Source organism: Corynebacterium sp. EPI-003-04-2554_SCH2473622, from assembly GCF_001665955.1.
In the GTDB taxonomy this organism is placed as follows: Bacteria; Actinomycetota; Actinomycetes; order Mycobacteriales; family Mycobacteriaceae; genus Corynebacterium; species Corynebacterium pseudodiphtheriticum.
Genome location: NZ_LZMN01000072.1, coordinates 13,006 through 36,299, shown reverse-complemented (window position 1 = coordinate 36,299; position 23,294 = coordinate 13,006). Strand labels below are relative to the sequence as shown.

General features: G+C 54.8%; 21 protein-coding genes and 1 tRNA gene. 15 read left to right on the top strand and 7 right to left on the bottom strand.

Annotated elements, in window-relative coordinates:
• Positions 1–33: 33 nt before the first annotated feature.
• Positions 34–1,437 (bottom strand): zinc-dependent metalloprotease, encoded by a 1,404-nt coding sequence (locus tag A5774_RS07915; protein ID WP_064834225.1) that lies wholly within the window; start codon positions 1,435–1,437, stop codon positions 34–36.
• A gap of 90 nt (positions 1,438–1,527) precedes the next feature.
• Between A5774_RS07915 and A5774_RS07910 the strand changes: the two genes are divergently transcribed.
• Positions 1,528–2,640 carry a PDZ domain-containing protein gene (locus A5774_RS07910; RefSeq protein WP_231892389.1) on the top strand — a complete coding sequence of 371 codons (1,113 nt, stop codon included), beginning with the start codon at positions 1,528–1,530 and terminating at the stop codon, positions 2,638–2,640.
• A 26-nt stretch (positions 2,641–2,666) separates the two neighbouring features.
• Here A5774_RS07910 and A5774_RS11330 read toward each other — a convergent pair whose 3' ends face one another.
• Positions 2,667–2,996 carry a hypothetical protein gene (locus tag A5774_RS11330; protein ID WP_052013833.1) on the bottom strand — a complete coding sequence of 110 codons (330 nt, stop codon included), beginning with the start codon at positions 2,994–2,996 and terminating at the stop codon, positions 2,667–2,669.
• Positions 2,997–3,096: 100 nt separating this feature from the next.
• On the opposite strand from A5774_RS11330, the gene A5774_RS11325 reads away from it, so the two are divergent.
• Positions 3,097–3,456 carry a hypothetical protein gene (locus A5774_RS11325; protein ID WP_156519589.1) on the top strand — a complete coding sequence of 120 codons (360 nt, stop codon included), beginning with the start codon at positions 3,097–3,099 and terminating at the stop codon, positions 3,454–3,456.
• A gap of 11 nt (positions 3,457–3,467) precedes the next feature.
• Here A5774_RS11325 and A5774_RS07900 read toward each other — a convergent pair whose 3' ends face one another.
• The gene (locus A5774_RS07900; RefSeq protein ID WP_021353684.1) at positions 3,468–4,094 is read right to left on the bottom strand and encodes a PPA1309 family protein; all 627 of its coding nucleotides are present in this window, start codon (positions 4,092–4,094) and stop codon (positions 3,468–3,470) included.
• 145 nt (positions 4,095–4,239) lie between these two features.
• On the opposite strand from A5774_RS07900, the gene A5774_RS07895 reads away from it, so the two are divergent.
• The 6 genes from A5774_RS07895 (at position 4,240) to A5774_RS07865 (ending at position 12,586) form a co-directional block, all read left to right on the top strand.
• The gene (locus A5774_RS07895; protein ID WP_064834291.1) at positions 4,240–7,218 is read left to right on the top strand and encodes a UPF0182 family protein; all 2,979 of its coding nucleotides are present in this window, start codon (positions 4,240–4,242) and stop codon (positions 7,216–7,218) included.
• A gap of 202 nt (positions 7,219–7,420) precedes the next feature.
• A tRNA-Met gene (locus A5774_RS07890) sits at positions 7,421–7,497 on the top strand.
• 121 nt (positions 7,498–7,618) lie between these two features.
• Entirely contained in the window at positions 7,619–8,230 is a 612-nt protein-coding gene (locus A5774_RS07885) for a LysE family translocator (RefSeq protein ID WP_064834223.1), read from the top strand.
• A 423-nt stretch (positions 8,231–8,653) separates the two neighbouring features.
• Positions 8,654–10,012: a nucleoside recognition domain-containing protein gene (locus tag A5774_RS07875; protein ID WP_156519588.1), complete on the top strand. Its 1,359-nt coding sequence runs from the start codon at positions 8,654–8,656 to the stop codon at positions 10,010–10,012.
• 23 nt (positions 10,013–10,035) lie between these two features.
• Complete coding sequence (locus A5774_RS07870; protein WP_021353689.1) at positions 10,036–10,782, top strand: IclR family transcriptional regulator; 747 nt, start codon at positions 10,036–10,038, stop codon at positions 10,780–10,782.
• Between the two features lie 124 nt (positions 10,783–10,906).
• On the top strand, positions 10,907–12,586 hold the full coding sequence (locus A5774_RS07865) for a urocanate hydratase (RefSeq protein ID WP_021353690.1): 1,680 nt from the start codon (positions 10,907–10,909) through the stop codon (positions 12,584–12,586).
• 42 nt (positions 12,587–12,628) lie between these two features.
• Here the strand turns inward: A5774_RS07865 and A5774_RS07860 are convergent, their stop codons facing one another.
• The gene (locus A5774_RS07860; RefSeq protein WP_082936162.1) at positions 12,629–13,114 is read right to left on the bottom strand and encodes a DUF488 domain-containing protein; all 486 of its coding nucleotides are present in this window, start codon (positions 13,112–13,114) and stop codon (positions 12,629–12,631) included.
• A gap of 35 nt (positions 13,115–13,149) precedes the next feature.
• Here A5774_RS07860 and A5774_RS07855 point away from each other — a divergent pair, with 35 nt between their 5' ends.
• The 3 genes from A5774_RS07855 (at position 13,150) to A5774_RS07845 (ending at position 16,120) form a co-directional block, all read left to right on the top strand.
• The gene (locus tag A5774_RS07855; protein ID WP_231892388.1) at positions 13,150–14,019 is read left to right on the top strand and encodes a mechanosensitive ion channel family protein; all 870 of its coding nucleotides are present in this window, start codon (positions 13,150–13,152) and stop codon (positions 14,017–14,019) included.
• Positions 14,019–14,588: a VanZ family protein gene (locus A5774_RS07850; protein WP_035000635.1), complete on the top strand. Its 570-nt coding sequence runs from the start codon at positions 14,019–14,021 to the stop codon at positions 14,586–14,588. The genes A5774_RS07855 and A5774_RS07850 overlap by 1 nt, the downstream gene beginning before the upstream one ends.
• Positions 14,589–14,785: 197 nt before the next feature.
• Positions 14,786–16,120, top strand: a complete 1,335-nt coding sequence (locus A5774_RS07845) for a S1 family peptidase (protein WP_231892387.1) — start codon at positions 14,786–14,788, stop codon at positions 16,118–16,120.
• Positions 16,121–16,195: 75 nt separating this feature from the next.
• Here the strand turns inward: A5774_RS07845 and hisN are convergent, their stop codons facing one another.
• A complete protein-coding gene (hisN, locus tag A5774_RS07840; RefSeq protein WP_064834217.1) occupies positions 16,196–17,020 on the bottom strand; it encodes a histidinol-phosphatase in 825 nt (274 codons plus the stop codon).
• Positions 17,013–17,921: an inositol monophosphatase family protein gene (locus A5774_RS07835; RefSeq protein WP_021353696.1), complete on the bottom strand. Its 909-nt coding sequence runs from the start codon at positions 17,919–17,921 to the stop codon at positions 17,013–17,015. The genes hisN and A5774_RS07835 overlap by 8 nt, the downstream gene beginning before the upstream one ends.
• A 192-nt stretch (positions 17,922–18,113) precedes the next feature.
• Between A5774_RS07835 and prfB the strand changes: the two genes are divergently transcribed.
• Positions 18,114–19,259 (top strand): peptide chain release factor 2, encoded by a 1,146-nt coding sequence (gene prfB / locus A5774_RS07830; RefSeq protein ID WP_064834215.1) that lies wholly within the window; start codon positions 18,114–18,116, stop codon positions 19,257–19,259.
• On the opposite strand, the gene A5774_RS07825 is transcribed toward prfB, so the two are convergent.
• A complete protein-coding gene (locus A5774_RS07825; protein ID WP_064834213.1) occupies positions 19,256–20,947 on the bottom strand; it encodes an AbgT family transporter in 1,692 nt (563 codons plus the stop codon). The two genes, prfB and A5774_RS07825, sit on opposite strands and share 4 nt — an antisense overlap.
• Positions 20,948–21,107: 160 nt before the next feature.
• Here A5774_RS07825 and ftsE point away from each other — a divergent pair, with 160 nt between their 5' ends.
• The 3 genes from ftsE to smpB are packed head-to-tail and all read left to right on the top strand — an operon-like array spanning position 21,108 to position 23,276.
• Positions 21,108–21,797: a cell division ATP-binding protein FtsE gene (gene ftsE, locus A5774_RS07820; protein ID WP_023018224.1), complete on the top strand. Its 690-nt coding sequence runs from the start codon at positions 21,108–21,110 to the stop codon at positions 21,795–21,797.
• A gap of 44 nt (positions 21,798–21,841) precedes the next feature.
• Entirely contained in the window at positions 21,842–22,744 is a 903-nt protein-coding gene (gene ftsX / locus A5774_RS07815; RefSeq protein WP_021353700.1) for a permease-like cell division protein FtsX, read from the top strand.
• A gap of 22 nt (positions 22,745–22,766) precedes the next feature.
• The gene (gene smpB / locus A5774_RS07810) at positions 22,767–23,276 is read left to right on the top strand and encodes an SsrA-binding protein SmpB (RefSeq protein ID WP_021353701.1); all 510 of its coding nucleotides are present in this window, start codon (positions 22,767–22,769) and stop codon (positions 23,274–23,276) included.
• The last annotated feature ends 18 nt before the right edge of the window (positions 23,277–23,294 follow it).

Genomic DNA, 23,294 nt, shown 5'->3' with positions numbered 1-23,294 from the left:
CCCCGAGAGTTGTGCGGTCTAACTCACACCATATTAGCGTGAACCGTCTTGGTCGTTGGTTCCCTCAGAATCGGTACCGTCGCCGCTGTTTTCAGTGCTGTTGTTTTCAGCGCTGCCGTTTTCTTTGACGTCCTCACTGCGCAGCATCTCTTCCAGCTTCGCGAACTCGGCCTCGAATTCCTGGTCGTCACTGTCATCTAATAAACCATCGATGAATGCGGCAGGATTATCCAAGTGCTCTGGTTGCGGCAAAAAGTCTGGGTGTTCCCAAACCGAGTCCCGCCGATCGATGCCCACTGCAACGGTGGAACGGCGCCACAACTCCGCAGCGTCGGTTACTCGCGGTGCGCTAAGTTCAATACCAACAACTTTTTCAAAGGCTTTTTCTGCTGATCCCCCGGAAGCGCGGCGGCGACGCCATGCTTCGGCCATGGCCTGGGTAGAAGGAATACGGTCCTGTAGCGCTTCGCCAACGATGAATTCGACCCAGCCCTCGATAAGAGCCAATAAGGTTTCCAAGCGCGCGACAGCCGCAGTGTTGCGTGAGGTGATCCGAGGGGACAAGTCCATGCCCTGCAGATTCTGCATCGCGTTTTGAATTGCTTGCGGGTCACCGGATTCCAGGTTCAGATCGCGCGCGGCCTCTTCGATATGGCTGGTATCGATAACTAAGCCCACTGCATATTCCTCGACGGAAGACACTAGACGCTCACTCAACCACGGTACATGTTTGAACAGGCGCTGGCGGGCAACTTCTCGTGCGGCGATGTAGACCAAAACTTCCTGGCCTTTCACGTTGAGATCGCGCGCGACGGATTGGATGTTATGCGGCAAAATCGCTGTGGTGCCTGTCGGCGCAACCGGCAAGCCGAAGTCCGAACCTGTTAGCGCCTGTTGTGCAAGATCACCCAACGCATGGCCTAACTGCATGCCGAAGTTCATTCCGGAAAGCTGGCCCATCATGTTCGACATTGGGCCCATCATCTGCCGGGCTTCTTCTGGTATCGAATCCAGCTGGGCCTTGTTCATGTGCTTGGCTACTGGATCAACAAAGCGTTTCCATATCGGAAGAGTCTGCTGTAGCCAGTCTTCGGCGTTCCAGGCAACCATCCGGTTTTCTGATGTCGGCAAGTTGGTGGAATCGTCTAACCACAGTTCGGCTAGCCGGACTGCTTCTTCTACCGCTTTGGTGTCTTGGGTAGAAATTTTTGTTGCAGATTTGATTTGCTGGCCGGCGATGCGCTTGGCCATGTCGTAATTGACTGGGGAATCGTCGCTGCTGTTGTTCATCGACGAGCCCATGCCAGATAGCATCTGGCCGAATTGGTTCAGCATATCGCCGAGACCACCGGCGCCACCGTGCCTGTTGTGGTTACGGTCATCGTCGTCATCACCGTTGCCACTGTTGGGAAAGGAAAATCCGAATCCGTTAGTCATGTCTCCAACTTACAGAAGATGTCGGCGGCTTTGCTTGTGGCAGGCTCTGGAAATCGCAACGCTGACAGCGAACAGGGTAGTCTGTGACTCGTGAATGATGCTGCCAAGAAGAACGATGCTGACACCACGAAAAAACCTGGATTGGGCTCGGTTGCGTTGGGGGCCATTCCTGTGGTCATCCTCGGTGCATTGGTTAGCATGGACCATATTCCCGGCACCAATATTTCCTTGGCGGTTCCTTATGCCGCTGAAGGCAAAGGCCCCACGTTTAATACTTTGAGTGAGGTCAGCGGAACCCCGGTGGTTGCTGTTGAAGCCGGTGAAGATTTTACGGTGGACGAAAACCCTGCAGGTAACCTGAACATGACGACGGTTTCCGTGCGCACCAATATGACTGTTGCACAAGCTTTTGGGCGGTGGATCGGGTCGGGTGACACGATTGTGCCGATCGAGAAAATTTATCCGCCAGGCACCAATCGTGAGCAATTCCAGGAACAAAACGAGGCAGCGTTTACGGCTTCGGAAGATGCGGCCACGGTGGCGGCGTTGAACTATTTGGATATTCCGACGCGCACAGCAATTGCCCAAGTATTGGACATTTCTGCCGGTGCCAAGCAGCTTGCCGACGGCGACGTACTAGTGAAAGTCGACGGTCGCAAGGTAATTGCTCCCGAAGATGTGCAAAACGCGGTGCGTTCGCATAAGCCGGGAGAAACTATCCGTTTGGAGTTTGAGCGTGATGGTGAAAAACACGACGAAGACGTCGAACTTTTAGAAAATCCACATGCTAAGGGCGAGGCATTGCTGGGAATTACCATGACCTCGGTCCCGGATGCTGACATTAATGTCACGTATAACTTGCAAGATGTGGGTGGCCCGTCGGCAGGCATGATTTTTTCCTTGGCAGTGATTGACAAGCTCAGCGAGGGTGACCTCACAGGCGGGAAGTTCGTCGCTGGTACGGGAACTATCTCTGCTAGTTCAAAGGTTGGGCCTATTGGAGGGATTGCGCACAAGGTAGCGAAATCACACGAGGTGGGTGCAGAATTGTTTTTGGCGCCCACAGAAAACTGTGCGGAAGCCGTTCGCGCCGATCACGGAGACATGGTTATCGCGAAAGTTGACACCCTGGATGATGCCATTGCGGCGATGGATGCCTTTGCCCACGGTGGTGAAGTCGAGACCTGCGCGGCGGAGCTATAAAAGCCGATTTCTGCCAGGGGAATTAGCTAGTTTGCCAACCCTAATTCTTTGATTTTTTGCTCTGGTTCTTCCGCATCACCAGAAATCATGTGCTGCATAACCAGGCCGGATTCAGTGCTTACCACCGTGATGATCACCGTGGAACCCAACGAGGACCAACCGACGACACGGTCACCGGAATCGTCCACGACCTGTGAGGTGCGCAGCTCGGTTAGCGTTTGCAGCGTAGAGACAGCCTTGGATTTTGATTCAGTGAATTGGAATTGTCCCACCGAAGCCCCGGTGCAGTTGTAGTAGCTTTGCATGCCGACGGCCTCGCAGGTGTCGAATTCTTCGAATAAGGACCGTGGAACCAAGGAACCGAAAATTTCGTAGGCATTTTCTACTGATTCCGGTAGTTCTACGGGGTTGCTAGATTGTGCAGATTGCGTCGAAGTTCCGGTCGAGGCAGGGGATTTGTCTGCCGCGACTCTGGCGCTGCTTGCAGCAGATCCTTCTGCGCCAGTGGTGCTGGTATGTGCAGTGCTGGTAGAAGCAGTGTTGGTTGTATTGCTTGTCGACGTGCTACTGGTCGTGGTTTCGCTACTCGAAGTGGTGCTGCTCGACGTTGCAGCAGTAGTGGTGGCGGAGGTTCCTGGGTGTGCCGAATTATCGGAGTTGCCGCCTTCGGAAGAGCAAGACACGAGTGCTAGTGGTAGGGCTGCACTGGCTGCGAGTGTGACAGCTCGCTTGCGAAAAGTGCGAGCAGAAAAGATGGCGGACACGACAACTCCCGGGTTCGGCAAAACTTTCAATCTCTGGTTGAGACTATTGTGACTATTGAGACTTTAGAGTACGCCACTACCATTTTGGTCTAAGCCATGCCGCAAGGCGGCGATAACACCAGGAGCAATACCAGGGCCACCGCGAAGCTGGATATCGTCTTCGGCGAACGGGCCGGCGTCGGCAAGCTCTTCTTCGGTAGGGCGTAACTGTAGCAAGGTCTGTTCTATACCTTCTGTTCCTGTGGTCTGCGCGTCGCCGGAGTCGTCGGCGTCGTCGACAAGCAATTCGTCGACCACGAAATCCGAATTATTGGTGGCGGCGAATTCTTCCCGGATCACGCCGGAAAATAGGCGCGCAGGCCGTGGCTTCGAACTCTGTGAATCTGCTGTGTCCTTGAACTTGATCTCTTGTGCCAAAACCGCACCGACGACGTTGTCTGGCCAGATAACTCGCGAGACATAGTCGGCCAGGTGCTCGGAGCCGGGTTCAATATTGCTCGGCAGGTCATCTTGCACAACGAGGGTTAGGGGAGAGTCGTCGTCGACGTCCACTGCGTGTTGGGCGAGCAAACTAGTGGGCACCAAGGCGAAAAGCGTCGGCGGGCAGTCCCAGCCTTCTGGGTGAATGAAGTCGACGGCTTCCATCATCGCGCGATTAAGCATTGGCTGAGTTATCTGCTGCGTATTCATCAGAAATTCGTCCTTTTTCTTCGATTGGCTAGTGCTTTTGTTTCGGTCGACTATTGCCTAAGCTAGATCACTATAACGCTTTCCATTTTCGATTATTTTAAAGGAGTTGGACTTGGCTAGCAGCCTTAACCAACCGTCAACTAATCTGCGTAAACCGCCGCGAATTTTATCGTGGCTCGTGGGTATTATCGTGGTGCTCTTCGCGGTCGGCCCGCTCGCGGTGTCACTGTATACCGACTGGCAATGGTTTGGTGAGGTTGATTTCCGTGGGGTTTATACCACTGCGATTATCACCCGCATCATCCTGTTTTTCGCCTTCGGTATCGTCGCGGGTCTTGTAACCTTCTTGATTAGCTGGCTTACCTGGAAGAACCGTCCGAGCGATGTCTCGATGGCGGATGTCAATTCGCCGGTGTACCAGTACCGAGATTCCATTGCTGCGACGATGCGCAAATTCCTCTATGGTGCACCGTTGATTATCGCACTCGCGGCAGGGTTCATGGGCCAGGCCTACTGGCGCACGGTTCTGTTGTTTTTAAACGGCGGTGATTTTGGCCGTGAAGACGCAGAATTCGGTATGGATCTGGGATTTTATGCCTTTAACCTGCCACTGTTGAATATTCTGGTGTCCTCGCTGAGCGTGCTTTTGATCATCAGCTTTGTGCTCTCGCTGGTGGGCTATTACATCCTGGGTGGGATCCGCGTTGGTAGCCAGGCAGCGGGGGTAAAGGGCTCGGTATCGAAGCCTGCGCGCATTCAATTAGCCGTTATTGCCGGTTTGTGGATGCTAGTGCAGGTTGCCAGCTACTTCTTGGATCGCTACACCATTTTGTTTAACCAGCACGATATTTTCGCTGGTGCTTCGTTTACCAACCTGCATGCAGATTTGCCGGCCAAGATCATTCTGATTGTGGTTTCTGCGCTGGTGGCCGTCGCATTCTTCATGGCTGTCGTGATCAAGGATCTGCGCATCCCTGGCCTGGCCGTGGTGCTGATGCTGGTGACCTCTATCGCTGTTGGTACTGCATGGCCGATGCTGATGGAGCAGTTCTCTGTGCAGCCGAACCGCGCGCTGAAAGAAGCGCAATCGATTGAGCGCAATATCGAGGCTACCCGTTTCGCCTACAACATCGATGAAACCAACGTGGAGTATGAAACGAACTGGGGCGCGGAAGAAGTCTCTGATGACGACGTCGCTGCAGACGAAAACACCATTTCCAACCTGCGTCTGCTCGATCCAGACATTTTGGCGCCGACGTTTACCCAGCAACAACAACTGCGTAACTTCTACGGTTTCCCTGATGTGTTGTCCATGGACCGCTATGAGATCGACGGGGAACAGCGTGATTTCGTGGTGGCCGCTCGTGAGTTGGATCCGAATGCACTACGGGAAAACCAGCGTTCTTGGATTAACCGCCACACCGTATACACCCATGGCAACGGTTTCGTAGCAGCGCAAGCCAATACCATCAACGAAGCCGCAGAATCCGCTGGTTCCACCCGTGGTGGTTTCCCGGTATACACGGTTTCTGACTTGCAGACCTTGGCTTCCCGTGCCGAGGACGAAGATGCTGAAGAACTCGGCATCAAGGTGGATCAGCCGCGTGTGTACTACGGCCCGGTCATTGCCTCGGCCCAAGACGGTCTGGACTACGCAATTGTTGGAGGCACTGGCAACGACGTGGAATACGACACTGATTCTTCGTCGTATACCTACACCGGTGAAGGCGGGGTAGGTATTGGCAACTGGTTCACGCGTGCGATCTATGCCGCGAAATACCAGGAGATGAACTTCCTACTGTCGGACCGTGTTGGTGCAGAATCGAAGATTCTGTATGACCGCGACCCACGTGCCCGCGTCGAAAAGGTCGCCCCATGGTTGACCACCGATTCGCACACCTACCCGGCTGTGGTCGACGGCAAGATCAAGTGGATCGTGGATGGCTACACCACCTTGGATGCGATGCCCTACAGCACGGAGATGTCGTTGTCGCAGGCCACTCGCGACGCACTGAACCCGGATGGCACCGAGCAGCGTTTGATCAATGACCGCATTGGTTATATCCGGAACTCGGTGAAAGCCACCGTGGATGCCTACGACGGCACCGTGGAGCTGTACGAGTTTGATACCGAAGACCCGGTATTGGATGCGTGGCGCGGAGTATTCCCGGACACCGTGAAGGATGAATCCGAGATTTCTGATGAGCTGCGTGCACATTTCCGCTACCCAGAAGATATCTTCAAGGTGCAGCGCAACTTGCTCGCGCGCTACCACGTGGATGACCCAGGCGTGTACTTCTCCAACGATGCTTTCTGGTCGGTTCCTCTGGACCCAACCCAGCCGGAATCCCAGGAGTTGCCGCAGCCTCCGTATTACGTGATGGCTGCGGACCCAGAAAACCCGGACAAGTCCAGCTTCCAGATGGTTACTCCGTTCCGTGGTTTGGAGCGTGAATTCCTGTCGGCGCACATGACGGTGTCTTCGGATCCGGAAAACTACGGTGACATCACCGTGCGTGTCTTGCCGACGAATACGCAGACGCAAGGTCCGCGCCAGGCGCAGGATGCGATGATGTCGTCTGACCAGGTTGCTGGTGACCGTGGTCTGTGGGAGCGCACGAACGAGCTCTACAACGGTAACTTGCTGACTTTGCCGGTAGGCGGCGGTGAAATCCTCTACTTGGAGCCGATTTACGCCGAGCGTAAAGACCAAGATTCGGCCTTCCCGAAGCTGCTGCGTGTGTTGGTTTCTTACAAGGGCCGCATTGGTTATGCACCAACTATTGGTGAGGCGCTGGAACAGGTAGGCATCGACTCGCAGGCGGCACAGGATATCGACCTGGTCGATGGTGACGAGGACAGTTCCCGTGGTTCCTCCGATGATGCTGATGCGGCTGATACTGCAGAGGCTGGTGCTTCGACTTCCAGCGACAAAGATGCTGACTCGGATCGCGATTCTGCGGATCGTTCTGGTCCAACCCCGCCAGCTAGTGGCCAAGGCGTCGACGCTATTAATGATGCTCTCCGTGATCTGGAGAAGGCGCGGGATGGTTCCTTCGAGGAATACGGACGTGCGCTGGATCGCTTGGACCGTGCGGTGGAAAACTACCAGTCGCAGAACTAGCGATACCACGATTGGCAGCGATGCAACGTGAGTAAGATATCGCTTTACGATCGTTGATAATCCCGCTGTGTGCCCAGCGCATGGCGGGATTTGGCATATCTAGCGATGGCATGTATAGTTACATCTTGTCAGTGAGCGAGAGATCGCGAAGGTGCACGAAAGTGAAGGCCTTTAGCTGACAGATGAATTGAATATCATCCGACGCGGGGTGGAGCAGCTCGGTAGCTCGCTGGGCTCATAACCCAGAGGTCGCAAGTTCGAATCTTGTCCCCGCTACCAATATTCAATGAATCCCCAGTGGCGCCTAGCGCTGCTGGGGATTTTTCGTATATCTGATTTTCTCACCGCGTGGAGCTCAACAAGAGCCAAGGGAGACGAGAGTGCTAGCTGATTTTCTTAGTTGGGCCCTTGTTATGGCGATGCCGGGCCCGATATTATTTCTATCGGCCTGCAAACCTCGCGGTATGGTCTGCGTGCGGGGTTCTGGACGGCTCTCGGCGCTGCGCTGGGAGTAGCAGTGTGGTCAGTGCTCTCGCTGGTTGGTATCGAAGCGTTGTTGGTCGCTGTTCCTACTCTGCGAGTTGCGCTACCGATGGTCGGCTGCGTGGTTCTCGTGATATTGGGTGTTCTGGCTCTCCGTGATGCAGCAAGGCCAGCAAGCAATCATAGCGACCAAGTGGTGGCAGAATCGATTCCTTCGGCGCGATCGCTAGGGACCGGTACATGGGCTAAGTCGCTTCGATTGGGTTTTGTCACCAACATTTCGAATCCAAAGGCATTGGTTTTCTTTACCTCTTTCTTTACTCAAATGATGAGCCATTACACAGAATTCAGCCAGAAATCCCTGGTTCTCGGCCTTCTGCTAGTGGTGACTCTGCTGGTATTTCTCATGATGTCCGTGCTGTTGAAAGCAGCAGTGAATTCGCCTCTGGCCCGAATTCCTGCTGTTCGTTTTCTGCCTGGCATTGTCTTCATTTCTATTGGTGTCTTCTATTTCTTCGAACTTGTCTAAACAATAAAAAGGAAAAACTATGCGTGTTCTTCATATCAATCCTGATATCTCAGACACTGCGACTTTTAGGCATTTTCCTTGTTTTTCCATTATTTCCCGGGACTCAGCTTGTTGCCACAACGCGCTTTCAACCTCGTCCGGGACAGTATCCCAATCGTTGGTGGAGCCTGGATTTATTCCACCAATTGGAACCGGACGGCGATGACACTGGCGGCGACACCGTAGCCTACGAAAATCTGTGATCCCAGACTCGCACCCTTTGTATTGTCTTGCTCACACTGTTCAACAAAACCTAATGTTATCGGTATCACTCATTCCGTTGATCTATCGCGCACGACCGTCGGTATGTGATGCGGAAACAGTGAATACGTAGTAACGAGTAACCAGCTGCCGAGTCCAGCTGTAGAGCAAAGGGGAATAGCCGTGTCGCCGACCATTCCAGAACCGAAGCACGTCACCAACGTGCCAAGCGTTGGGCACACTGACCCGCCGGTCCCGAAAAATATCTGGCGATTGTTTGTCTACAGCGCCATTGGTGCGTTCGTCTTTTTCTTCCCACTGACCTACCAAGACAAAAGCTCGATCCCGCTCGACCACATGGTTACGATCGTGCGGGACAGTGTGCCCGCCATCGTTCCGTGGATCATCCTGGCTCTGGCCGGTTTTGGTGCTGTTCGTTCCATCTATAATCAAAACTGGAAAGAAGGCACGCTCGCTGCGATTTTCGTCGTCACGAATGTTATCGGTTTTATTATCGCGGTGCTGGCGGTGTTGGATGCGCTGCCGTGGGTGCTTGGCGACGAAGACATGGTGCCATTTCTCTGGGAAAAGATTGCCACTCCGGTCGGGTTGATTGTTCCGATTGGCTCGGCGTTCCTCGCGTTGCTGGTCAGCTATGGCTTCTTGGAATTTATCGGCGTACTCATGCAGCCGATTATGCGCCCGCTGTGGAAAACCCCGGGCCGTTCGGCTATCGACGCGGTGGCCTCGTTCGTTGGCTCGTATTCGCTGGGCATCTTGATCACAGACCGCGTTTATCAGCGCGGTGGCTATACCGCGAAAGAAGCCGCCATTATTGCCACGGGCTTTTCGACGGTCTCCGCAGCGTTCATGGTCATCGTCGCTAATGCACTCGGCCTCATGGAAATTTGGACCACGTTCTTTTTCGTCACGCTAGTCGTTACTTTCCTGGTCACCGCAATCACCGTACGTATTCCGCCGTTGTCGCGTATTCCGGATGATTATCACGAGGGCGCGACTCCGGAGCCAGAAGCAGAAGTCAATGGGAGTCGGTTTAAAGCCGCTTGGCATGAGGCTCTTTATACCCTGGAAAATGCCCCTAGCCTGTGGCGGGCGGTGCGCGATAGCTTTGTGGATGGAGTCAAGATGGCTGGTGCCATCGTGCCATCGATTCTCTCGGTTGGCCTGGGTGGCATTTTGCTGGAGCGATTCACCCCGGTGTTCGAGTGGATAGGCTATCTGTTCTACCCGTTCGCCTGGGTCGTGCGCCTGCCAGAAACCATGGATGCCAGCCAGGCGATGGCCACTGGTATTGCAGAAATGTTCCTGCCTGCGGCCAGCATGGCAGGCGCGGAAGATCTGGTGGCGAAGTTCGTCGTCGGCGTGGTCTCTATCTCGATGATCATTTTCTTCTCCGCGCTTATTCCGTGCATCATGGCTACCCGTATCCCGATTTCCCTGACTTCTATCGTGATCATCTGGTTTGAACGCGTGGCGCTGACGATTCTCATTGCCACCCCGATTGCGTATTTGTTGTTGTAGCACCATTCGTTAGTCTGAAAATCATGAATTCCCCGCAGGTTCCTGCAGCACGCCACACGCTAGATATTTTGCGGTTGCTTTCTACCATCGATGTGCCGATTTCCGCAGCGCGCATCCATCGTGAACTGGGTATTCCGCGTTCGACCACATACCACCTGTTATCGGAGATGGTCGAGGCTGGCTTTGTTGTCCACCTTTCTGGTGAACGCACCTATGGTCTCGGCCTGGCTGCGTATTCCATGGCAAATGCCTATACGACCCAGCAGCCTTTGGTGCGATTAAGTCAGAAATACCTGGATAAAGCCGCCAGTTTGGCAGGCGGATCGGGGCACTTATCCCGCTTGTCTGCCACTGAGATTGTGTATTTGCAGGAAACGCGTGCTGCGCGGGCGGTGTCGTTGATTAGTCAGGTGGGGGTCCGCTTGCCAGCGGTGGGCACGGCTTCGGGGAGAGCTATGCTCGCGCACTTGCCGGAAACGGAATATCGTGCGGTTTACTCGGCATCGGATGCGGCAGAAGGTTGGGGAGCGTTTCAAAAACATCTTGCCGACGTCCGCGAACGCGGATTTGATGTGGAAGTGCAAGAAGTAAGCAGGGGGCAGGCCAGTGTTGCGGTGCCGGTGTTGGATCATTTGCAGCGTCCCGCGGCGGCGTTGGCAGTGACGTATCCGGTGGATAGCTTGCGTGCTGGGCAATTCGAACAATTACGAGATCACCTGAGTTCTGCTGCGCGCGACATTTCATCACGCATGTATGGCAATCCGGGATAACCCGCGGCACATATCCGTCTCGTATTTCAGACATAACCGTCGGCAAGTCCCTGTTTTGTGATCTAGAAAACTTCTAAATTAAACAGCAAGAACGAAGTGTTTGAGTGAAAGGATACCCACCACTATGTCGCAACCCCGTGAAATTCGCGCCCCACGCGGAACCGAATTGTCCGCAAAATCGTGGCAGACGGAAGCTCCGCTGCGCATGTTGATGAACAACCTGGACCCCGAGGTTGCAGAGCGTCCGGAAGATCTCGTGGTTTATGGCGGTACTGGTAAAGCTGCCCGTAATTGGGAATCCTTCGATGCCATCGTTGATGTGCTTAAGGACCTGGAATCTGATGAGACCTTGCTGGTGCAATCCGGTAAGCCTGTCGGCGTGCTGCGTACCAATGAATGGGCTCCACGTGTGCTGATTGCTAACTCCAACCTGGTGGGTGACTGGGCCAACTGGGAGCACTTCCGCAAGCTGGAATCTGAAGGCCTAATGATGTACGGCCAGATGACCGCAGGTTCCTGGATCTATATTGCCACCCAGGGAATCTTGCAGGGTACCTACGAAACGTTCGCTGCGGTTGCCACCAAGCGTTTCAACGACACCTTGGCTGGAACCCTGACTTTGACCGGTGGGTGCGGCGGTATGGGCGGTGCGCAGCCGCTAGCCGTCAAACTCAATGGTGGTGTGTGCATCATTGCCGATGTTGATGAGACCCGTTTGAAACGTCGACAAGGCAAGCGCTACCTGGATGAGGTCACCACCTCGCTGGATGAAGCCATCGAGATGGCTAACCAGGCCAAAGCAGAAAAACGCGCGCTGACCATTGGTGTCGTCGGCAATGCTGCCGAAATCTTCCCAGAGATGCTCAAGCGACACCGCGCAGGCGAGCTCACAGTCGACATTGTGACAGACCAGACTTCCGCGCACGATCCGTTGTCCTACCTGCCGGTGGAGCACTCAGTCGACGAATGGCACCGCGAGGCGAAGGCTGACCCGCAGACTTTTACCAAGAAAGCACGCGAATCGATGGCGGCTCAGGTGCAAGCGATGGTCGAATTCCAGGATGAAGGTGCTGAAGTCTTTGATTACGGCAACTCCATTCGTGACGAGGCCCGACATGCTGGCTATAATCGCGCATTTGAATTCCCAGGCTTCGTCCCGGCATATATCCGGCCATTGTTCTGTGAAGGGCTGGGACCATTCCGCTGGGTGGCGCTTTCCGGAGATCCAGAGGATATCAAGGTCACCGACCAGGCCATCAAGGAACTGTTCCCAGAAAACGAGCACCTGCACAACTGGCTGGATGCTGCCGATGAATACGTGGAATTTGAAGGCCTGCCAGCACGTATCTGCTGGTTGGGATACGGCGAGCGCCACAAGGCAGGTTTGCTGTTCAACAAGCTGGTAGCAGAAGGCAAGGTCAAAGCGCCGATCGTTATTGGCCGTGACCACTTGGACTCTGGTTCGGTAGCCTCGCCATACCGCGAAACCGAAGGCATGTTGGACGGTACCGACGCTGTTGCTGACTGGCCGCTGCTCAACGCGCTGACCGCAACCTCCGGCGGTGCCACGTGGGTGTCCCTGCACCACGGTGGCGGCGTTGGTATGGGCCGTTCCATCCACTGTGGCCAGGTCACGGTCGCTGATGGTACGGAGCTGGCCGCGAAGAAGCTGGAAGCTGTGTTGACCAACGACCCTGCGATGGGTGTGATCCGCCACGTCGATGCTGGTTACAACCGGGCTAATGAAGTCGCAGAAGAGCGCGGTGTGCGGATTCCGACCCCATTTAAGTCCCGCGAAGACTAAAGCTCAGGCGTGTGGAACAACACGCAATACGCAATTCGTGAATTAAGAATCTGCGTCTGCACTGACTGCTTCCACCAACCATTGCGCCAGGACACGAGCATGGGTGTGCTCAGTGTCCTTGCCGGCGAACAGTAGCGCGATATTTCCTTGCCCCGCTGCTTTAGACAAGGTCGTCATGGCGTCGGTAAGCTCGCCATTGGCAGCTCGCTGGTCTAGCTCGGACCTGTAGCGCTGGCTGAATTCGTCGAAAGACAGCCCGTCGTGGAACTCTTCCCGGAGTTCTTTCGACGGGCACAGCTGTTTCTCCCACAGGTCTGGCTGCAGATCTTCTTTGCTGATCCCGCGCGGCCACAGCCGGTCGGCCAGCACCGAAAACGCTGCCGGGCGTGCCGTACCCTCACCGCCCTGTTCACCGCGCACGTCGAAGACACGGAATAAGAGGATCTCATGCTTACGCACCGGATAGCTGGCAACAGGAACCGCCGTGATGGATCCGTCGGGATTAGTTACTCGATTTTCTAAGCTCATGGCTTCTAAGATAGTGAAGTGTGAATGGACTCGGCGTGAATGCACCTGGTGAAGAACTCATCCGCACTATTACGTGGGATGGGGTATTCCGCGGTTTTATTACGCTGCTGATTGGTCTTGTCATCGCAGCCGTTGCAACTGCTATCACACGCCTTTATTTGCGAGCACGCGGTAGAGTACACAGTTCACGCAGGGTGTTTGGCCGTTTGGTGTTCTGGATCATCGCCGTGCTGGCCTTTTCTGCCGCCATGACGGTGGTTTTTCCCTCGATTAACCCGGTTGATATTCTCGGCGGCATTGGTGTTGTTTCCATCGCTGCCGGTATTGCCTTTCAGACGGTGCTGGGCAACATGTTTGCTGGCATCATGATCCTCGCGCGTGATCAATTCCGCGTCGGTGATCAGGTGCAGGTGGGTGATAACGCCGGGACCATCACTTATATTTACCTCAGTTCCACAAGCATTAGACGTTTCGACGGCCAGCTCGTCGTTATCCCGAATACGCTCATGCATTCGGGAGAAGTCATCGTGCAGACCGGATTTGAAACCATCCGTGCCCGGGTGGTGATTGATATAGCTACCAACGCTGATCTCGCCAAAGCCAAAAACACCGCGATTGCAGCGATGGATTCGGTGGAATGCGTGTTGCACGATCCTGCACCAACTGCGTATTACCTCGAAGTCGGCACCGAAACCGTCAGCCTCGAATTATTATTCTGGTCTGGGTCCACGCGGCTAGAATCCCGCGAGGCCACCGATGCAGTGATCTTCGCGGTGCTCGAAGCAATGCGCCGGGAAGAAATTCCCTTGGCGACGACAGGGCTGGAAGCTTTGCGCGGGCACTCAGCACAGCTGCAACAATCGCAGATTTCCGCCCGCAGCCCAGAAAACGGCAATAACGACTAATGAAAAACCTGCACCGAATCGCATTTCTAGCTTGGCTGGTAGTTATCATTGCCTTAACTTTGCTGAAAAGCTTCTATCAGATCGGTTATCTCTGGGACCCAGACAACCAACGGGTGCGTGAAATCATTCTGGAACCACTCGATGTCTGGCGCTCGTCATCGAACTGGTTCCTCAGTGTGTTCGAATATGGTGGTAATACCGCTTTATTCATTCCCTTTGGTGCGTTGTTGTTTATCGTGCTTTCCATGGGAAGTTCGCGCGGGGGAAGCAACCGAGTGCGCGGTGGACCGCGGACTGGGTGGGCAAGCGTATGGAAAGTCGCCGTACTGGCTGCGCTGTGCAGTTTCAGTATCGAAATAGCACAATACGCATTTTCTATCGGACGAAGCTCTACTGATGATCTCCTCTCCAACACTCTGGGCGGGTTTCTCGGCGCGTTGTTAGCGAAGGCAGCTGGGCCCAAGTTGTACCCGTTCTGGTCAGGCGTTTCGCTGGCTTTGGCTGCGGTTTTTGCTGTGCTGGTGGGGCTTGGCGAGCGGCTCGGTGATCCGGAAAAGATCGTGGACTAACTGCACGTATGGGGGTGGTGCGTGCAGTGAACAAAAAGTGTTCTCCCAGCTCGCGCTCACAGGTAATAAACGTTTGGTAACTATCATCCAACGACCTGATTAATTCCCACCAGATTACTGGAACTCCATGCCACCATGAGCATGACACCATGAGGCAGAAAAGAATTACCCTGAGCGAGCAGAATAGAGGATGATTCGTGCGAGGACGACCAGCGGCGCAGCGAGCAGCACAATACCGTGAAGCACAGCAGACAAGCACACAGTCGGTGAACACGCGCAGTAGCGGGAAACGGAAGTTCACCGCCATCATTGCGTCTGCGGCAACGTGTGTGACCGGCCTAGTAACAGGAGCTGCCACCGCGCACGCCGAACCTTGGGATCAGCGCGCCGGGGCGTATCACGAGGTCCGCAAGACCATCGAAGAAGGTCCAATGGTTGATTCTGCCGGATTCGTCGATAACGCCCGTGGCCAGTTGCAGCAGTGGGGGATTCAAACCCCGGAGCTAGACCGAGAGATCACCGATGCTATCGACCAGCAGATCGCCAGCGTGCTACCTCAGCACCGGAGCCCGCAGCGCCCGCAGGCGTCGGCAAACGAGTCAAAGTCCGTTGAACAGATTTCCACCCGCCAAACCTCTGGTAATGCGTACGCTGCCGACGAATCTCATGTCGACGAGTCAGCTGTCGACGCAGACACAGGTGCAAGCGTCGGCACAGCTTCAGGCACAGCTTATGACGGCATCGGCGAGCGCCCGGCGATTATCGAAAACCCGGCAGTGGATCCTAATATGCGCTGGGTTAATGACCCGCTGTCGAAGATCCTGGCGGGCAAGCCCACCGAGGATTTCATTTTGCACCGAGTTCCCGGATCTTGGTTTGATGCGCCCCGTATTCCGGAAGAATCAAATGAATACCTCGCACAGGGAAAATCGTTGTATGGCCCAGGTACGCCGCTATTTGTCGGTGACTCAGGAGTCTGCACGCTCGCGGTTGCCGGCACTGATGCACAAGGCCGCAAGGTAGGTATTACTGCCGGACACTGTGGTAGAGAAGGCGAATATGTTGCCTCGGGTGACTCCTGGCAAGTGGGTAATTCCGGTACCATCGTCGCTTCCAATGAGCGGCACGACTATTCTGTGATCGAATTTGGTTCCAATGCTGAGGTCACGCGCAGTTATAACAATGTCACCATCGACGAGATAGCAGATGGCCCGCATTTCGGTGAACAAGTGTGCAAGAACGGCGTGGCCACTGGTTATACCTGCGGTATTCACTACGGTGCGGTTCAGGGTATTCAGTTCAATCAGGTATGCGCGAGCCTGGGAGATTCCGGTGGGCCGCTCCTGACTGGCAACCGCTTGGTAGGAGTGATTTCTGGTGGTGCGAATCCGACCGGGCTGGATCTATCCTGCCGGAGCCCATTGCAAGGGTTCGTGCATGTACCAACCATGGCTACTGATGCCAACACCCTTTTTGCTGATCTCAATGCACGGGGTGGGGTAGGAGCCGGTTTCCAGTTGCCGGAAAACTAAAGGCGGTGCAGTCTTAAGACCGCACCGCGCAGTGGCGTGGCAACACAAGATCTTGCTTGGCTCACCCAGTCTGTATTAACCCAGAAGGCCCAACACGGATTCGTGCAGGTGACCATTCGTGGCCACCGCCGAGCCGCCGTGTGGGCCTCGCTTGCCATCAAGGCTGGTGAAATTCCCACCGGCTTCACGCACGATGATGTCCAGCGCTGCTAAATCCCACAGCGATACTTCTGGTTCCGCAGCGGCATCGACTGCCCCCTCGGCTACTAGGCAGTAAGACCAGAAGTCACCAAATCCACGCAGTCGCCAGGTTTTGTCACTCAATTCCACGAAGTCGTTGAGCTTGTCTCGTTCCTGCCAACCGGCCAGAGAAGAAAACGACATTGACGCGTCGCCTAAATCGCGCACCTCAGAAACCGATAATGGATCCGGTTCACCGGCAAATACGCGTCGGAAAGCACCGTGGTCTTTGGCCGCGTACCACCGTCGGCCTAGAGCTGGGGCAGAGACAACTCCGACGACAGGCTCGCCGTCGACAAGCAAAGCAATCAACGTCGCCCACACGGGGACGCCACGAACGTAGTTTTTGGTGCCATCGATGGGGTCGATGACCCACTGTCGTCCAGAAAAGACCGGGGTGCCACCCATTTCCTCGCCAAGAATGGCATCTTTGTGGCGGGCGCCGCCCAATTGTTCGCGTAGCATCTCCTCGCAGGCAATATCGGCGTCGCTGACCGGCGTCATATCCGGCTTTGATTGCACGCGCAGGTCGGCGGAGTTAAAACGGTGCAGCGTGATGCCATCCGCGCGATCGGCGAGCTCAAGTGCGAGTGCGAGGTCTTCGGCGTAGGCGGAGCCGGTGCTGGTTTCCACACGGGATTCCGAGACTGGGTTAGTCATGGTCGGTGCCTTTCAGTATGTCCACGATTTCCGCGACGGTGCGTTGATTTCCTGCGATGTGCCAGCGAACCCCGCCTGCAAATTGGATCGCGGTGGCCCCGCCTGCGCCTTCTACCAGTGCTTTCCCTGGGAGCCAATCCCAAGCAGGAACCGAATGCTGCATCCAAGCGTGCAGAGTGCCATCAGCGACCGACGCCAGATCGACAGATCCTGCGCCAAGCATTCGTAGAGTGGCGACGTTGCTAAGCACAGAATGCCACGCGCGTTGGGTAGGTTCCTTGTTCATGCAGGTCGGGTGTAGATAGGTGCCCACACAAGATTTGTCCAGAGTACGATCGTCGATCGGCGCTAGTTCTTTGCCATCGCGAGTCGTGCGTAGCCCGGATCCGGAAAACCAGGTATATCCCATTGCTGGGCGGTGCACGGCAGCAGCAATAATCTCGTCTGGATCATCTACAGCTCCGCGTACTAAAGCCAGCGCGGAACACCAGTAGTCTGAACCGGAAGCGAAGTTGTAGGTCCCGTCGACTGGGTCAATGACCCAATTACGCCCGGAGCGGCTGCGGGTTTGGGTGCCTTCCTCGCCGACGATGCCGTCTTCTGCCCGGATTCCTTCTAATACCGCGGCGATAAAACGCTCGGCTGCACGATCTGCATTGGTCACTACATCCGAGATTGAGGTCTTGGTGTCTTGTTCCAAGCCCTTTTCCCGCAAGCGCCAGGCAATGCGCCCGGCGTTGAGAACTAACGCCTGGGCCAGTTGTCCGTCATCATCGCTGACGTGGGCAACCATGAAAGCTTTGGCGGTGGCGTCGATGGCTTTATCGAGTTCCACTTGTGGATCGTGAGCGGAGTGCGCGTCGGAAGTGGAATCGGACGTAGAATCAGCAGGCGAATTCATATCATCTATTTTGCCTGAAAAGCGTGCAACGGAAAATTTCGGTTTCCAACGTTGCTGATCTGCGTTGTTTTTGGTTATTGCTAGTTTTTCTGTTGTTTACTGCAGCGTGTTGGGTTGAGCAGTTGAGCAACCAACATGAGTGAATAGCCAGCATGATTGAGCAACCAGAATCATTGAGTAGGCTGGAAAGTTATGCGATCGGATAAAGCAGCTGTAGTCAAAGAGCTCACCACCACGCTGGCCTCAATCGAGCAGGTCGTGGACCCGGAGCACCTCAAAGAACGGGTGCGTGAGCTAGAGGATAAAGCTGCTGATCCGAGTCTTTGGGACGATCCTGCGCATGCACAGCAGATCACCTCAGAATTGTCGGCTAATCAGGCGAAACTACGTAAGCTGTCCGACCTAAGTCAGCGTCTTGACGATATTCCGGTGTTGTACGAGCTTGCCGACGAAGAAGCCGCCGCAGGTGGAGACGAGGCGGCCATGCTCGCTGCCGATGAAGAATTAGCGGGGTTGCAAGAAGATATCCACGCGATGGAGATCACCACGCTGCTGGGGGGAGAATACGACGAGCGGGAAGCTGTGATCAGTATCCGTTCCGGCGCCGGTGGCGTGGACGCTGCAGATTGGGCCGAAATGTTGATGCGCATGTATATCCGTTGGGCGGAGCGGAAGGGCCATAAAGTCGAAATTTATGATGTCTCCTATGCTGAAGAAGCCGGTATTAAGTCTGCGACTTTCGTTGTGCACGGCCAGTACATGTATGGAACCCTGTCGGTAGAACAAGGCGCACACCGTTTGGTGCGAATCTCGCCGTTCGATAACCAGGCGCGGCGGCAAACCTCTTTCGCCGAAGTCGAAGTGCTGCCGGTTGTAGAACAAACAGATTCCATCGAGGTTCCGGATTCTGAGATCCGCACTGATGTCTATCGTTCCTCGGGGCCGGGTGGCCAGTCGGTGAATACTACGGACTCGGCGGTTCGTCTGACGCACCTACCTACTGGAATCGTCGTGACCTGTCAGAACGAGAAATCTCAGATTCAAAACAAAGCCTCAGCCATGCGTGTGCTGCAAGCGAAATTGTTGGAGCGCAAGCGGCAAGAAGAACGCGCCGAGCTGGATGCGCTCGGCGCGGGAGGAAATGCTTCGTGGGGTAACCAGATGCGTTCTTATGTCCTGCACCCGTACCAGATGGTGAAAGATTTACGGACCAACCATGAAGTTGGGGACCCGGGCAAGGTACTTGATGGTGATTTGGATGGCTTCTTAGAAGCTGCCATCCGTTGGCGTATGTCGGATGCAGGGGAGACAAGCAGCGATGACGCTGCTGCGGACTAGTTGGCAGGATATTCCATCGGTGATCCTGGCCCCAGCGGGATGCCCAGGAAATACCAGATCAGAAAGAAGATAAACCAGCCAATGATCATTGCGATTGAGTAGGGGAGCGCCAGCGACATCAGCGTACCTACTCCGGAACGCTTGTAGTAGCGCTGCAAGAAGGTGAGTGCCAGCGCAAAGTATGGCGACATCGGCGTGATGATATTTGTCGGGCTGTCCCCGATGCGGAACAGCATCTGGGTGACTTCTGGTGCAGTACCGACGTACATCAGCATGGGGACGAGGACTGGTGCCATCAGCGCCCATTGCGCTGAGCCTGAAGTGATGAATAGGTTCAGTAGCGCTACTAATGCAACAACGCCGGCAAAAAGCAGAATTGGTGGTAGATCTGCGCGTTCGAGTAATTCAGAACCAGTAATCGCGGTCCAGACGCCGAGGTTAGACCATTCGAACCAAGCTAAAAACTGTGCTACCGCAAAAAACAGCACGATCATGGGCAGCATGGTTTTTAAACCGGCGGCCATGAAATCTGGGATATCAGCAGAGCTGGTGATGGATTTGGCTACCAGGCCGTAAACAATGCCGCACAGGAAGAACATGCCGGCGATTGGAACTGCGATAGCGCGGATCAGGGGTGAATCCATGATTTCCCCGTCAGGTCCAGCCAGAAGTGAGCCGGGGATAAACAGCAAAGCAAAATATGCCAGGAGCATCAGCAATAAAGCGATGCCGGTGGCGCGCAAGCCAGATTTCTCATGGGCAGCGAGCTTGAGCTGGTCACTGTTGTTTTCGATGTCTTCGCTGTTGCCGGCAGAGTCGGCAGGCTCGTCCGCCCCAGATGTATTGCCAGCTCCGGCGGCATTGTCGAAGGAGACTTTGGAGTAGTCAATTTTGTCGTGATCTACCAGATCGCGTGCACGTTTATTCACGAACAGCTCAGTGACAGCCGTGATGATCAAAGCGAGCACGATTGCGGAGGGGATGACGAAGAAGATATTTGCCAGAGGCGATACGTCGTAGTTTTCGTCGACAAGCTGTGCTGCTGGGGTGGAAATGCTTGCTAGTAGCAAGTCAGTGATGTTGAGGATGAGCGAGGAGTTGAAACCCGCCGAGGAGGCTGCGAATGCCACCATCGCGCCCACAATGGGAGAGCGTCCGAGGGCGTGGAAAGACATTGCGCCTAGCGGAATCAAAATGACATAAACCGCGTCGGACGCTACGGAACCGGTGACACCGGCCAAAGCTAGCGTAAAGGTCAAGACTTTTGGCCCGACTTTGGCGACCATGGACCGCACCAGGGCGCTGAGCAGTCCGGAATGTTCCGCAACAGCTACACCGAGCATCACTGTCAGGATCACGCCCAACGGCGGGAAGCTGGTGAAGTTATCGACAGCCTCGGTAACCATGCGTTGGATACCTTCGGTTGTCAGCAGATTTTGAACTGCAACGATTTCCCCGGAATCAGGCTGGGTTGCTTTCATTCCCAGTGTGGATCCAAGCCAGCTGGACAACGCGACGATGCCGGCAAGGATGACGAAGAGCCAGAATGGGTTTGGTAGTTTGTTGCCGATCTTTTCAATCAGCCCGAGGAACCCTCCCGCGGATCCAGTTGTCTTGTCGCCGCTATCGGCGGCAGTCTGATTTTCTTTTTTCTTTGTGGCGTTTTTATGAGGAGCAGTAGTGTTCATTGCGTGGCCAATCTGTGGTTGGTCTGACTGCCGGTTTTCTGAGATGATTCTGAAACCACCTGGTTGGTGATCCGTCTCACGATATCTGGACTGAGGGAAACTTGTCCAGGGGCTGCGACATTAGCACCCGAGGTACACGGTTGGGGCTAGAGTGTTACGTGTGATCACTTTCGACAAAGTCTCCAAAGAATACGCGACGTCAACACGTCCCGCGCTGGATGAAATCGATTTGCAGATCGAGAAAGGTGAATTCGTGTTCCTGATCGGTCCGTCCGGATCAGGAAAATCAACGTTTTTGCAGCTCCTCATCCGGGACACCAACGTGACCAAAGGTGATATCCATTTCGCAGACTTTCACGTCAACAAGCTGAAAGGCAGCGAAATTAACAAACTGCGGCAGCGCATTGGCTACGTTTTTCAGGATTTCCGTCTGCTCAGCAAACTAAACGTGTACGACAATGTGGCTTTTGCACTGGAGGTCATTGGCGAACGGCCACAGCGCATTAAAAAGCGCACCATGGAAGCATTGGAAATGGTTGGGCTGGATGCCAAAGCCAACCGGATGCCGAATGAGCTTTCAGGTGGTGAACAGCAGCGTGTCGCCATTGCCCGCGCATTTGTAAACCGGCCATTGTTGTTGCTTGCCGACGAGCCGACGGGCAACTTGGACCCGCACACCGCAGACGAGATCATGACGCTGTTACGGCAGATTAACGCCAAGGGTACTACCGTCGTTATGTCTACGCACAACGCACGCACGGTTAACGACATGCGTCAACGCGTGATCGAAATGAGCCTCGGCAAGATCGTGCGCGATGAAGCTCACGGTGTATATGGCGAATCGCGGTAGGCAAGCGCGCTAGGAACGAGAGCCCGCAGGGGCAGGAGAAATATATGAAACTGAGTTTTGTGCTCAAAGAATCATTCAAGGGCTTGGGCCGCAACTTCACCATGGCTTTTGCGCTGATTGTGACGACTGCGATTTCGCTCAGCCTGGTCACCGCAGGGGTGTTGGTTTCGATGATGGCTTCGGATACCAAGGGCATCTATCTCGAGCGTGTAGAGGTAATGGTCCAGTTGAATGAAGAAGTTTCGGCGAATGATGAAGACTGCACCTCGGAACAATGTAGCGAGGTTAAACAAGCTTTGGAGTCGGAAGATGGCGTGGAATCGGTGATTTTCCGCTCGCAAGCGCAGTCCTATGAACGGTTTGTGGAAGTTTTCGGTGAAACCGACCCAGTGTTGGTGGAAGAGACTTCGCCGGACGCGCTGCCCGCTGCACTGCATGTCCGTTTGGCTGACCCGACCGATACCAGCCCGCTGGATCCAATTCGCGATCTTCCGCAGGTGGATGGCGTCATTGATCAGGTAGAAGACGTCCGTGGGGCCACGGATAATTTGGACACCATTCGGAATGCGACGTTTATTTTGGCTATTGTGCAAGCGGTAGCTGCGATTTTCTTGATCGCCAACATGGTGCAAATTGCGGCTTTCAACCGTCGCGAAGAAATCGGAATTATGCGCATAGTGGGGGCTTCCCGCTGGTACACGCAGGCGCCGTTTGTTATTGAAGCGATGTTGGCTACCTTGCTCGGTGCTGTTGTTGCCGGGGCTGGTTTGTTTGCAGCGAAATTCATGATTGTGGATCCCTCATTGGCGGGGCTTTATGAGGCGCAGTTGATTGCTCCGATCCGTACGCGCGATATCTGGGCTAGTTTCCCGACTGTGGCAGTTGTAGGCATGGCTTTTTCTGGGGTTACCGCGTATATCACGTTGCGCTCTTACGTGCGGAAGTAAAGCTAGTAGGATTGCATTTATTATGGCGAAAAAGGGAAATAAGGCGAAAAAGAACGCGGTGGCGGCCAACTCGGCGGTCTTGGCAACCAACCGCAAGGCACGCCACGATTTCAAGATTCTCGATACCTACGAGGCCGGAATGGTGCTGGTAGGTACGGAGATTAAAGCCATGCGCGAAGGAAAGATTTCTCTTGTCGACGCGTTTGCCACCTTGGACAAAAATGAAATTTGGTTGCGTAACCTGCACATCCCGGAATACTCCATGGGGCATTGGACGAACCACTCACCGAAGCGTACCCGCAAGCTGTTGCTGCACCGGCGAGAGATCGACAAGCTGATGGGGCAGGTCCGCGATGGCTCCCGCACGCTAATCCCGCTGAAGGTATACCTCAAAGATGGAAGAGCGAAGTGTGAAATCGCGCTCGCGGAAGGTAAATTGAACCGCGATAAGCGTGAGGACATTAAACGCCGCGACATCAACCGTGAAGTCTCTCGAGAGCTGGGACGTCGTGTGAAGGGCATCAACGTTTAGTAATTTTCGTTGGGAGTG